Annotated in this window: 14 protein-coding genes; 13 read left to right on the forward strand and 1 reads right to left on the reverse strand. The window is 71.1% G+C overall.

All coding sequences use genetic code 11. The features are described from left to right. Window positions 1-6 precede the first annotated feature (6 nt). From dop to prcA, 4 genes are all read left to right on the forward strand, one after another. A complete protein-coding gene (gene dop, locus ACZ5NJ_RS00740; RefSeq protein ID WP_468761209.1) occupies window positions 7-1,518 on the forward strand; it encodes a depupylase/deamidase Dop in 1,512 nt (503 codons plus the stop codon). Window positions 1,519-1,702: 184 nt separating this feature from the next. Further along, complete coding sequence (locus tag ACZ5NJ_RS00745; protein ID WP_042803062.1) at window positions 1,703-1,915, forward strand: ubiquitin-like protein Pup; 213 nt, start codon at window positions 1,703-1,705, stop codon at window positions 1,913-1,915. Between the two features lie 217 nt (window positions 1,916-2,132). Next, entirely contained in the window at window positions 2,133-2,972 is an 840-nt protein-coding gene (gene prcB, locus ACZ5NJ_RS00750; protein WP_468761211.1) for a proteasome subunit beta, read from the forward strand. 40 nt (window positions 2,973-3,012) lie between these two features. Further along, entirely contained in the window at window positions 3,013-3,777 is a 765-nt protein-coding gene (gene prcA / locus ACZ5NJ_RS00755; RefSeq protein ID WP_468761213.1) for a proteasome subunit alpha, read from the forward strand. Window positions 3,778-3,838: 61 nt separating this feature from the next. Here prcA and ACZ5NJ_RS00760 read toward each other — a convergent pair whose 3' ends face one another. Beyond that, a complete protein-coding gene (locus tag ACZ5NJ_RS00760; protein ID WP_468761215.1) occupies window positions 3,839-4,834 on the reverse strand; it encodes a LacI family DNA-binding transcriptional regulator in 996 nt (331 codons plus the stop codon). A 137-nt stretch (window positions 4,835-4,971) separates the two neighbouring features. Between ACZ5NJ_RS00760 and ACZ5NJ_RS00765 the strand changes: the two genes are divergently transcribed. The 9 genes from ACZ5NJ_RS00765 to tatA all read left to right on the forward strand — a co-directional run bounded on the left by ACZ5NJ_RS00765 (window position 4,972) and on the right by tatA (window position 12,296). Then, on the forward strand, window positions 4,972-6,210 hold the full coding sequence (locus ACZ5NJ_RS00765; RefSeq protein ID WP_468761217.1) for an MFS transporter: 1,239 nt from the start codon (window positions 4,972-4,974) through the stop codon (window positions 6,208-6,210). Between the two features lie 58 nt (window positions 6,211-6,268). Continuing rightward, entirely contained in the window at window positions 6,269-7,630 is a 1,362-nt protein-coding gene (gene pafA, locus ACZ5NJ_RS00770) for a Pup--protein ligase (protein ID WP_468761219.1), read from the forward strand. A 130-nt stretch (window positions 7,631-7,760) separates the two neighbouring features. Continuing rightward, complete coding sequence (locus ACZ5NJ_RS00775) at window positions 7,761-8,765, forward strand: FKBP-type peptidyl-prolyl cis-trans isomerase (protein WP_468761221.1); 1,005 nt, start codon at window positions 7,761-7,763, stop codon at window positions 8,763-8,765. 55 nt (window positions 8,766-8,820) lie between these two features. Then, window positions 8,821-9,213 carry an FKBP-type peptidyl-prolyl cis-trans isomerase gene (locus ACZ5NJ_RS00780; protein WP_468761223.1) on the forward strand — a complete coding sequence of 131 codons (393 nt, stop codon included), beginning with the start codon at window positions 8,821-8,823 and terminating at the stop codon, window positions 9,211-9,213. A gap of 128 nt (window positions 9,214-9,341) precedes the next feature. Continuing rightward, entirely contained in the window at window positions 9,342-10,298 is a 957-nt protein-coding gene (locus ACZ5NJ_RS00785; RefSeq protein WP_468761225.1) for a helix-turn-helix transcriptional regulator, read from the forward strand. 43 nt (window positions 10,299-10,341) lie between these two features. Next, complete coding sequence (locus ACZ5NJ_RS00790) at window positions 10,342-11,310, forward strand: helix-turn-helix transcriptional regulator (protein WP_468761227.1); 969 nt, start codon at window positions 10,342-10,344, stop codon at window positions 11,308-11,310. Between the two features lie 15 nt (window positions 11,311-11,325). Then, window positions 11,326-11,559: a hypothetical protein gene (locus ACZ5NJ_RS00795; RefSeq protein WP_468761229.1), complete on the forward strand. Its 234-nt coding sequence runs from the start codon at window positions 11,326-11,328 to the stop codon at window positions 11,557-11,559. Window positions 11,560-11,582: 23 nt separating this feature from the next. Beyond that, entirely contained in the window at window positions 11,583-11,792 is a 210-nt protein-coding gene (locus ACZ5NJ_RS00800; protein WP_468761231.1) for a hypothetical protein, read from the forward strand. A gap of 213 nt (window positions 11,793-12,005) precedes the next feature. Next, window positions 12,006-12,296, forward strand: a complete 291-nt coding sequence (tatA, locus tag ACZ5NJ_RS00805; protein ID WP_468761233.1) for a Sec-independent protein translocase subunit TatA — start codon at window positions 12,006-12,008, stop codon at window positions 12,294-12,296. The last annotated feature ends 32 nt before the right edge of the window (window positions 12,297-12,328 follow it).

Genomic DNA, 12,328 nt, shown 5'->3' on the forward strand with positions numbered 1-12,328 from the left:
GGCCGCATGACCGTACGGCGAGTAATGGGGATCGAGACGGAGTACGGGATCTCCGTCCCGGGGCACCCGAACGCCAATGCCATGCTCACCTCGTCCCAGATCGTCAACGCGTACGCGGCGGCGATGCACCGGGCGCGACGCGCCCGCTGGGACTTCGAGGAGGAGAACCCGCTGCGGGACGCCCGCGGCTTCGACCTCGCCCGCGAGGCCGCCGACAGCAGCCAGCTGACCGACGAGGACATCGGCCTCGCCAACGTCATCCTCACCAACGGGGCGCGGCTCTACGTCGACCACGCCCACCCCGAGTACAGCTCGCCGGAGATCACCAACCCGCTCGACGCCGTGCTCTGGGACAAGGCCGGCGAACGGATCATGGCCGAGGCCGCGGAACGGGCCGCCCAGCTGCCCGGCGCCCAGCCGATCCACCTCTACAAGAACAACACCGACAACAAGGGCGCCTCCTACGGCACGCACGAGAACTACCTGATGAAGCGGGAGACCCCCTTCTCGGACATCGTGCGCCACCTGACGCCCTTCTTCGTCTCCCGCCAGGTCGTCACCGGAGCCGGCCGGGTCGGCATCGGGCAGGACGGGCGCGAGCACGGCTTCCAGATCAGCCAGCGCGCGGACTACTTCGAGGTCGAGGTCGGACTGGAGACCACCCTCAAGCGCCCCATCATCAACACCCGCGACGAGCCCCACTCGGACGCGGAGAAGTACCGCCGGCTGCACGTGATCATCGGGGACGCGAACCTCTCCGAGATCTCCACGTACCTCAAGCTGGGCACGACCGCGCTGGTCCTGTCCATGATCGAGGACGGGTTCATCAACGTCGACCTGGCCGTGGACCAGCCGGTGCGCACCCTGCACCAGGTCTCCCACGACCCGGACCTCCAGCACCTGATCACGCTCCGCAGCGGGCGCACCCTGACCGCCGTACAACTCCAGATGGAGTACTTCGAGCTGGCCAGGAAGTACGTGGACGAGCGGTTCGGCACCGACGCGGACGAGCAGACCAAGGACGTCCTGAGCCGCTGGGAGGACGTGCTGGGCCGGCTGGAGACCGACCCGATGAGCCTGGCCGGGGAGCTGGACTGGATCGCCAAGCGGGAGATCCTGGAGGGCTACCGCAGGCGCGACGGACTCGGCTGGGACGCGGCGCGGCTGCACCTGGTGGACCTCCAGTACTCGGACGTACGGCCCGAGAAGGGCCTGTACAACCGTCTGGTGGCCCGGGGGAAGATGAAGCGGCTGCTGGAGGAGCCGGCCGTCGAGCGGGCCGAGAGCAAGCCCCCGGAGGACACGCGGGCGTACTTCCGCGGGCGCTGCCTGGAGCAGTACGCGGACGACGTGGCGGCGGCCTCCTGGGACTCGGTGATCTTCGACCTCCCGGGCCGCGACTCCCTCCAGCGGGTCCCGACCCTGGAGCCCCTGAGGGGGACCCGCAAGCACGTCAAGGAGCTCCTGGACCGCTGTCGTACGGCGGAGGACCTGGTGCGGGTGCTTTCGGGACAGTGAGCGGCGCCTTCGGGGCCTGAAAAGCCTCTGGCGAGGGAATCATGAAGGCAGCCGGACGTTGTGAAAGTACGGGGACGAATGGCGGACCCTCCTTGTAGGGTCCGGCGTAGGGTCTGATCTTGAGAGGTCCCGAATCCCGGGGTCTCTCCGTGTGAGCGCGCGAACCGAGCGGGGTGAGGTAGACATGGCGACCAAGGACACCGGCGGCGGACAGCAGAAGGCCACTCGCTCGACCGAAGAGGTCGAGGAGCAGGCCGCGGAAGCGCAGTCCGACCTCAAGGAACGACAGGAAAAGCTCTCCGACGACGTCGACTCCGTCCTCGACGAAATCGATGATGTGCTCGAAGAGAATGCCGAGGACTTCGTGCGCTCCTTCGTGCAAAAGGGTGGCCAGTAAGGTCTCTTGACCTTCGAATCGAAGGTCGTCTTCGGGGTGGGGCTTGTCCACGAGCACCGATCGGTGTCGCACCGGTGTCGTGGGGGTGGCCGGGTCCCACCCCGGAGCGGGCCCCGGTCCCCAGGGATCGCGATCATCGGACGGGTAGGGTCCGGGGCGTAGTTCAAGATCGGCCGGACGTCATAAGGCGTGCAGCCGCTTACGTGGAAGGAAACCTGTGGAACCCAACACTCGTGGCACAGGGCGTCTGCCGGCAGCCTTCCTGACGCCGGGGTCGTCGTCCTTCATGGACTTCCTGGGCGCGCACGCGCCCGAGATGCTGCCGGGGAACCGGAAGCTTCCCGAGGGGATCGTCGAGGCCCCGCACGGGACGACCATCGTCGCCGCCACCTTCCCCGGCGGGGTCGTCCTCGCCGGTGACCGGCGGGCGACCATGGGGAACATGATCGCGCAGCGGGACATCGAGAAGGTGTTCCCGGCCGACGAGTACTCCGCGGTCGGCATCGCCGGTACGGCCGGTCTGGCCGTGGAGATGGTCAAGCTGTTCCAGCTGGAGCTGGAGCACTTCGAGAAGGTCGAAGGCGCGACGCTGTCGCTGGAGGGCAAGGCGAACCGGCTCTCGACCATGATCCGGAGCAATCTCGGGATGGCCATGCAGGGGCTGGCGGTCGTGCCGCTCTTCGCCGGCTACGACGAGAGCAAGGAGAAGGGCCGGATCTTCTCCTACGACGTGACCGGCGGCCGCTCCGAGGAGCACGGCTACGCCGCCACCGGTTCCGGTTCCATCTTCGCCCGGGGCTCCATGAAGAAGCTCTACCGCCCCGATCTGACGGAGGAGCAGGCCACCACGCTGGTCGTGCAGGCGCTGTACGACGCCGCCGACGACGACTCGGCGACCGGCGGCCCGGACCTGTACCGCAAGATCTTCCCCATCGTCACCGTCATCACCGACGAGGGCTTCCGCAGGCTGGACGAGGACGAGTCGCAGGCGCTCGCCCGCAAGGTGACGGACCGTCGGCTCCAGGAGCCCGACGGACCGCGCGCCGCCCTGCTCTGACCAGTCCTCTCGTCGCCCAGAAGAAAGGGACGGACAACCGGTGTCGACTCCGTTCTACGTGTCACCCCAGCAGGCCATGGCCGACCGGGCGGAATACGCCCGCAAGGGCATCGCCCGCGGCCGCAGCCTCGTCGTGCTCCAGTACGCCGACGGCATCGTGTTCGTCGGCGAGAACCCGTCCCGCGCGCTGCACAAGTTCAGCGAGATCTACGACCGGATCGGCTTCGCGGCCGCCGGCAAGTACAACGAGTACGAGAACCTGCGCATCGGCGGCGTCCGCTACGCCGACCTGCGCGGATACACCTACGACCGGGACGACGTGACGGCCCGCGGGCTGGCCAACGTCTACGCGCAGACCCTCGGCACCATCTTCTCCTCGGCCGGCGAGAAGCCGTACGAGGTGGAGCTGGTGGTGGCGGAGGTCGGTGCGACGGCGGCCGGGGACCAGATCTACCGGCTGCCGCACGACGGCTCGATCGTCGACGAGCACGGTTCGGTCGCGGTCGGCGGGAACGCCGAGCAGATCAGCACCTACCTCGACCAGCGGCACCAGGACGGGATGACCCTGTCCGAGGCGCTGAAGCTGGCGGTGCAGGCGCTGTCGAGCCAGGCCAACGGGGCCGACAAGACCATTCCGGCCGAGCGGCTGGAGGTCGCGGTGCTGGACCGTACGCGGTCGCAGCAGCGCAAGTTCAAGCGGATCCGGGGTCGGCAGCTGGCGCGGCTGCTGGCGGCGGAGGTCCCGGTGGACGCGCAGGTGGACGCCGTGTCGAACGACGAGGCGCCGGAGGACGACGCCGAGTAGCGGCCGAGGTCCCGGGAGGCCCCGGTCCCTCCCTGCGGGGGAGGGCCGGGGCCTTCGTGCGTCAGGCCCGGGCGGGGCCGGTGGAGTCGCGGACGACGAGTTCGACGGGGATGTCGGGGGCGGTCCAGGGGCGGCCGTCGAGGACGGCGAGGAGGGCGTTCATGCCCTGTTCGCCGACCTGCTCGGCGGGGAGCCGGACGGTGGTGAGCTCGGGTTCCACGGCGGTGGCCAGGCCGAGGTCGTCGATGCCGGTGACGGAGAGGTCCTCGGGGACGCGCAGGCCGAGGCGGCGGGCGGCCTTGCAGGCGCCGGCGGCGAGGACGTCGTCGTCGCACAGGACGGCGGTGGGCCGGTCCCCGGGGGCCGCGAGGGCCGCCTCCATGGCCGTGCGGGCGGCGTCGACGCTGAGGCCGGCCCGTACGGTGCGCAGCTCGGTGGAGGGGTCCAGGAGGCCGGCGAGGGCGCGGGCGCGGATGTGGAAGGTCCAGGTGTCGACGTCGGCGGCGAGGTGGAGGAAGCGGCGGTGGCCGTGGCCGAGGAGGTGGGCGGCGGCCTGGCGGACGCCGTCGGTCATGGCGAGGTTGACGTGGGCGGCGGCGCGGCCGGAGGCGGGGTCGCTGTCGAGCATGACGAGGGGGAGGTCGTCGCCGCCGATGGCGTCGAGGGCCGCGGCGGCCATGGAGGAGGCGATGACGCCGTCGAGGGCGGCGCGGGCGGAGGCGAAGGGGTCGCGCGCGGGGCCGGTGCCGTCGGGGGAGGGGTAGAGGACGACGCCGAAGCCGTGGGCGGCGGCGACGCGGGCGGCGCCGGTGTAGACGCGGGCGAAGAACTCGTTGGTGAGGGCGGGGACGACGAGGAGGGCGGTGCGGGTGCTGCCGAGGCGGAGGTTGCGGGCGGCGAGGTTGGGGCGGTAGCCGAGGGCGGTGGCGGTTTCGCGGACGAGGGCGGCGGTGCGTTCGGAGACGCGGCCGCGCCATTTGTCGCCGAGGACGAGGGAGACGGTGGCCTGGGAGACTCCGGCGGCGGTGGCGACGTCGCGGCTGGTGGGTCTCGTCACAGGAAACTCCTGAAGTGCCAGGTGGGGCGGGTGGGGCTGGTCCGCGGGGTGGACCCCGGGTCTGCGGCCATGGTACGTATGACGGGTCGAGTTATACGTATTACCCCGGCGGAGAGTCCGGGCAGAAGGGGGCGCTCATGGCCGCGGGATACGCGGAGCTGCTCAGGACCCGTTACGCGGCGAGGCTGCTGGCGGGCACGCTGCTGGGCCGGCTGCCGAACGCCACCGCGGCCATCGCGATCGTCCTCTTCACCCGCTCCGAGGGCGGCAGCTACAGCCTCGCGGGCGCGCTCGCGGCCGCGTACGGGCTGGCCAACGCCGTGGGCCAGCCGCTGCTGGGCCGGGCGGTGGACCTGTACGGGCAGCCGCGGGTGCAGCTGCCGGCGGCGCTGCTCTCCGCGCTGGGCATGGTGTGGCTGGCCGTCGCGGGCACGGGGACGATGGCGGCCGCCTATGCGGCGGTGCTGCTCTCGGGCCTGTTCACGCCGCCCCTGGAGGGCGGGCTGCGCGCCCTGTGGCCGACGGTGCTCGGGGGCCGCGAGGAGCGGGTGCACGCGGCGTACGCGATGGACGCGGTGGCCCAGGAGATCATGTACACGGTCGGCCCGCTGCTGGTGACGCTGTGCGTCGCGCTGTGGTCCCCGGCCGCCGCGCTGCTCGTCCTGAACGCCCTGGGGCTGGTGGGCGTGCTGATGGTGGTGCTCTCCGAGCCCTCCCGGACCTGGCGCTCGGCGCCGCGCGAGGCCCACTGGCTGGGCGCGCTGCGTTCGCGGGGGCTGCTGGCGCTGCTGGGCGCGTTCTTCTTCGTGGGCATGGCGCTGGGTTCGATCGCGGTGGCGGCGATGGCGTACTCCGACGGCCACGGGGGCCAGGCCGTGTACGGCTGGCTGATGGCGGCGCTGGGCCTGGGCGCCCTGGCCGGCGGCGTGGTCTACGGCGCCCGGCAGTGGGCGGGGGCCCCGGAGCGGCGGCTGCGGCTGCTGGTGGGCCTGCTGGCGCTGGGCTACCTGCCGCTGATGCTGACCGTCGGGCCGGTGGCGATGGCGGCGCTGGCCGCGCTCTCGGGCGTGTTCCTGGCGCCGTCGCTGGCCTGCGCGTTCATCGTGGTGGACCGGCACGCGCCGACGGGCACGGTGACCGAGGCCTTCTCGTGGCTGGTGACCTTCTTCGGCGTGGGCGCGGCCATCGGCACGGCGGCGGCCGGGCCGGCGGTGGAACTGGGCGGGACGACGGCCGGTTTCGCGGTCGCCGGCGGTGCGGGCCTGGCGGCCCTGGTGGTCCTGACGGCGACTCAGGGGATCCTCGCGGCGGGCGGCCGCAGCCGGGCCGTGGCGCGGTCCGCGGGGGCGCCTTCGGAGCAGTTGATCAAAAACTGATCGGAACGCCGCTCTCGAACCCGGTTTCAGAAGAGGGCAGAAGGCGTAATGTTCAGTCATGGACCGCCGCATTTTCGGGCTGGAGAACGAGTACGGCGTCACGTGCACGTTCAGGGGACAGCGCCGGCTGTCTCCTGACGAAGTGGCGCGCTACCTCTTCCGCCGTGTCGTGTCATGGGGCCGCAGCAGCAATGTGTTCCTGCGGAACGGCGCCCGCCTGTACCTCGACGTGGGATCGCATCCGGAATATGCAACACCCGAATGCGACAACCTGACCGAACTGGTCACCCACGACAAGGCCGGGGAGCGCATTCTCGAAGGCCTGCTCGTCGACGCCGAACGCCGCCTGCACGAGGAGGGAATCGCCGGCGACGTCTACCTGTTCAAGAACAACACCGACTCGGCGGGCAATTCGTACGGTTGCCACGAGAACTACCTCGTGGCCCGGCACGGTGAATTCTCCCGTCTGGCGGACATCCTCATTCCCTTCCTCGTCACGCGCCAGCTGATCTGCGGCGCGGGCAAGGTGCTGCAGACCCCCCGGGGCGCGGTGTACTGCGTCAGCCAGCGGGCCGAGCACATCTGGGAGGGTGTCAGCTCCGCCACCACCCGTTCCCGGCCGATCATCAACACCCGCGACGAGCCGCACGCGGACGCGGAACGCTACCGCCGCCTGCACGTGATCGTCGGGGACTCCAACATGTCCGAGACGACCATGCTGCTCAAGGTCGGCGCCACCGACCTCGTGCTGCGCATGATCGAGGCGGGCACGGTGATGCGGGACCTGACCCTGGAGAACCCGATCCGGGCGATCCGCGAGGTCAGCCACGACATCACCGGCCAGCGCAAGGTGCGCCTGGCCAGCGGCCGCGAGGCCTCCGCCCTGGAGATCCAGCGCGAGTACTACGACAAGGCCCTGGACTTCGCCGAGCGGCGGGGGATCCGTACCGGGGTCGTGGAGCAGGTGCTGGAGCTGTGGGGCCGCACCCTGGACGCCATCGAGGCGGAGGATCTGGACCGGATCGGCCGTGAGATCGACTGGGTGATGAAGTACCAGCTGATCGAGCGCTACCGGGCCAAGCACAACATGACCATGTCCAACCCGCGGGTCGCCCAGATAGACCTCGCCTACCACGACATCCACCGCCGGCGGGGCCTGTACTACCTGCTGGAGCGCAAGGGGCAGGCGGAGCGGGTCTGCAACGACCTGAAGATCTTCGAGGGCAAGTCGGTGCCCCCGCAGACCACCAGGGCGAGGCTGCGCGGGGACTTCATCCGCCGGGCGCAGGAGCAGCGGCGGGACTTCACCGTGGACTGGGTGCACCTCAAGCTGAACGACCAGGCGCAGCGCACCGTGCTGTGCAAGGACCCGTTCCGGTCGGTGGACGACCGGGTGGAGAAGCTCATCGCCGGCATGTGACCGGTGCGGCCGGGGGCCCCGTACGCGTTCCGCGTGCGGGGTCCTCGCATGCCAGAGCCTTGTGGCGCAGGGGGCAGCCCGTAGAGTGGGGCCGCTACGACGGACCATTCCAGCGACCCTGAGGACCACTGTGCGACGCCGACTTGCTGCCGCGCTCATCGTGCCGGCTCTGATGCTCACCGCGGCCTGCGGAGGGGGCGACGACTCCGGGAAGAAGGACTCCTCTCCGTCGGCCTCCGCCTCCAAGCCCGCCGACGTGCCGAAGCCGGTGGCGTCCGCGGACCCGATGCCGACGGTGGCCGGTGACGCGGGGAAGAAGGCCGAGATCACCATCCCCAAGGGTGAGCCGAGCGGCAAGTTCGTGGTCAACGTCCTCAAGGAGGGCACCGGCCCGGAGATCAAGAAGAACGACCTCGTGGTCACCAAGTACACGGGCAAGATCTGGAAGAGCGGCAAGGACATCAAGGGCTCCTACGACCAGGACGGCGAGCCGGTCGTGGTCCCGGCGGGCTCGCCGCAGATGCTGCCGCTCTTCAGCGACTCCGTGCTCGGCAAGAAGGTCGGCAGCCGTCTGCTGGTCGTCGCCCCTCCGGCCGCCGCCTTCGGTGACCAGGGCCAGCCGCAGCTGGGCGTGGGCGCCAAGGACAACCTGGTGTTCGTGATGGACGTCGACTCCGTGATGCCGAAGAAGGCCGAGGGCACCCAGGCCCCGATCCCGTCGGACCTGCCGCAGGTCAAGGCCGACGAGGAGAAGGAGGCCACGATCACGATCCCGAAGAACGACCCGCCGAAGGAGCTCGTCGACAAGGTCCTGATCGAGGGCAAGGGCCCGGAGGTCAAGAACGGCCAGACCGTGTACATGCAGTACAGCGGTGCGGCCTGGGCGCCGAACGCCGGCAAGGACTCCGCCAAGCTCTTCGACACCTCCTGGAAGACGGGCGCCCCGTTCTCGACGAAGATCGGCCAGGGCCAGGTCATCGAGGGCTGGGACAAGGGCCTCGTGGGCAAGAAGGTCGGCAGCCGCGTCCTGCTGGTGATCCCGCCGGAGCAGGCGTACAAGGACCAGGCCAAGGGTGAGGACCTGCCGGCCAACTCCACCCTCGTCTTCGTCGTGGACATCGTCGGCGCGGTGTAAGACTGGTGGGGTCGCCCCTTTCCGCCTCCGCGGTGAGGGGCCCGCATTCGTACGCATGAGGAGCAGTTCCGTGAGCGACAAGCTCGAAAAGCCCGAGATCGACTTCCCCGATTTCCCGGTCCCGGCCGACCTGGTCATCGAGGACATCTGGGAGGGCGACGGCGCCGAGGCCAAGGCCGGCTCCGTGGTCTCGGTCCACTACGTGGGCGTGGCCTACTCCACCGGCGAGGAGTTCGACGCCTCCTGGAACCGCGGCTCCGCGCTGCAGTTCAAGCTGGGTGTCGGCCAGGTCATCGAGGGCTGGGACCGGGGCGTCCAGGGCATGAAGGTCGGCGGCCGCCGCAAGCTGGTCATCCCGGCCCACCTCGCCTACGGCGACCGCGGCGCCGGCGGCGCCATCAAGCCGGGCGAGACGCTGATCTTCGTCTGCGACCTGATGGCCGCCTGATCCACGGGCAGTCACCGCGCAGGGCCCCCGCCGTGAGGCGGGGGCCCTCGCTTTTGCCCGGGAGCGCCTTGGCGGTACGGTCAACGGTCACGAGAGTGTGTGCCGAGCAAGGTGGGGGAAGGGCGTCGATGGCGATTGCCAAGGCCGAGCGGCTGATGAACCTGGCGCTGTGTCTGCTGGGGACCCGACGTCCCCTCAGCAAGCGTGAGCTGCGCGGTTCGATCGAGGCCTACCTGGAAGCCGGGAACGACGACTCCTTCAACCGCATGTTCGAGCGGGACAAGGACGACCTGCGCGAACTCGGCCTGGTGATCGAGACGGTGGAGAACCTGGAGGGCGAGACCGGCTACCTGGCCCGCCGCGACAGCAACCGGCTGCCGCCCGTCTCCCTCGACACCGAGGAGGCGGCCGCGCTGGGGCTGGCCGCCAAGGTCTGGCAGCAGGCCCGCCTCGCGGGCGCGGCCAGCGGCGCCCTGCAGAAGCTGCGCGCCGGCGGGATGCCGGAGGCCGGCGACCCGTACGAGGGCCAGCACAGCGCCATCGAGCCGCGCATCCCCGTCCACGAGGCGGCCTTCGAGCCGCTGATGCTGGCCTGCCGCGACCGGCGGCCCGTGGTCTTCGACTACCGCAAGTCCAACGCCGCCCGGCCCGAGACGCGGCAGGTCGAACCGTGGGCCCTGGAGTGCTGGCGCGGCCACTGGTACCTGGCCGGCCACGACCGCGACCGCGGGGCGGAGCGGGTGTTCCGGCTCTCCCGGATCACCGGGAAGGTCCGCTCCCGGGCCGGGAAGTACACCGCCGAGGTGCCCGACGTGGTCACCGTGCGCGAGACCGTCGCGGCCTGGGCCGGCGAGGGCGCCCAGCGCTCGGCGCTGATCCGGCTGCGCGCCGGGTCCGGCTATCCGCTGCGGGCCAAGGCCACCGCGGTGCGCGAGGGCGCCGACGGCTGGGACGAGCTGGAGATCCCCTACGGGCACGGGCTGGACGCCTGGCTCGTGGAGTTCGGCCCGGACGTGGTCGTGGTGGAACCGGCGGACCTGCGGGCCGACGTGGTGGACCGGCTGCGCGCCGTCGCCCAGGGCTGACCCGCACTTCACTAGCAACGCCCTGAGGGGGAGACGTACCAGCATGGCCGCGAACGCCATCGACCAGACCCGCCGGATGCTGTCCCTGGTGACCTACCTGCGCGAGCGCCCCGGGGCGCACGTCGCGGACGTCGCCCGGGCCTTCGGCATCACCGAGGACGAGCTGATCTCGGACCTCGACGTACTGCCCATGTGCGGCACCAGCTTCCGCGGCGGGGACCTGCTCGACATCGACACCGACGGCGACCGCATCTGGTGGCACAACGCCGACGCCTCGGGGGAGTCCACCGCCGAGCCGCTGCGCCTGGCCGCCGACGAGGCCACCTCCCTGCTGGTCGCCGCCCGCGCGGTGGCGACCCTGCCGGGGCTGCGCGAGAGCGACCGGGACGCCCTGCTGCGGGCCACCGCCAAGCTGGAGGCCGCCGCCGGCGAGGCCGCGGGCGCCAGCTCCCGGCTGTCGGTGACCTTCGAGTCCGAGGGCGGGGTCTTCGCCGACGTCGACCGGGCCATCTCCGAGCGGCGCCGGCTGTGGCTGCGCTACTACTCTCCGGCCCGCGACGAGCTCACCGAGCGCACCGTCGACCCGATCCGGCTCTTCGCGGTGGGCCACACCTACCTGGAGGGCTGGTGCCACCTCTCGGAGGCCCGGCGCACCTTCCGCCTCGACCGGGTCGCCGAGATCCGCCTCCTCGACGAGCGCGCCGATCCGCCCGCCATCGAGCCCCGCGACCTGTCCGAGGGCCTCGTCCAGCCCGCCGCCGAGGACCCGGAGGTGGTCGTCGAGGTCGGCCCCGGCGGGCGCTGGGTCGCCGAGTACTACCCGCACGACAGCGCCGACGAGCTGCCCGACGGCGGCCTGCGGATCGTGCTGCGCAGCCCCGACCCGGCCTCGCTGCGCCGCCTCGCGCTGCGCCTGGGCCGCGACGGGCGGATCGTCTCGCCGCCGGAGCTGGCGCACAGCGCCCGCAAGGCCGCCGCAGAAGCACTCGCGGGGTACGGGGAACAGGTCTAGAGGGAGAACGGAGAGATGTCGCCATCTTCCGGTCCCGAACCGGTCACCTTCAAGGCCGCCTGTCCCGAGTGCCGGGCGCGCTTCGAGCTCGCGGCGGACGCCCTGAGACTGGCGATCGGCGGCAGCCGGCGGACCACCTTCTACTCCTTCACCTGCCCCGAGTGCGCCGTCCAGGTCCGCAAACCCGCCGGTGAGCGCATCGTGGAGCTGCTGACCGGCGGGGGAGTGAGCACCCTGCGCAGCCTCTGAAACGGGCGCGCTAGGCTCCTCCCATGCTGTGGCCGATGCTTGCGATTGCCCTGGGCTTCCTCGGGGTCGCCGTCCTGTCCGTGCTGGCCCTGCGGGTCTTCCTGGAGGTACGGCGTCTGTCGGGGCAGGTGGCCCGGGCCAGCCGCCGGATCACCGAGGCCTCCGGGGACCTGGAGCGGGCCGCGGCCGACCTGGCCGGCGCCGCACGCCGCGAGGGCTCGCTCCGACCCTAGGCGCCCTGTGCGCAGGCGTTCACGCACCGGTCATGGAAACCGCGCGGCCGGAGCCGTACCGTCGGAGCCGCAGGCAAGCCTTGACACCCCTGGGGATTGCCGGGCGTTCACCCCCGGGGGTTACGATCCATGTCAGAGAGGTACCGGACGCGGTCTGTCCGGTATCGCGAGGCCACCCCAAACCAGCCGTTTCGGTGAGTAAGGAAGACACACATGATCGGCAATCTGAAGCCCCTCGAGATCCTTCTGATCATCGCTGTCATCGTGCTGCTGTTCGGTGCCAAGAAGCTCCCCGAGATGGCCCGCTCGCTCGGCAAGTCGGCCCGGATCCTCAAGAGCGAGGCCAAGGCCATGAAGAAGGACGGCGAGGCCGACGACGCGCCCGCCGCCGCCCCGGCCGCCGACGCCCAGCAGCCCGTCGCCCCGCGCACCATCCAGGCCTCGCCCGGTGACGTCACCAGCTCCCGTCCGGTCGGCGAGCCGGGCCGTACCGCCCAGGGCTGACGCCACCCGGGGGTCATCCCCAGCACGCCGGT

It is taken from the genome of Streptomyces sp. NPDC032091 (assembly GCF_055580265.1).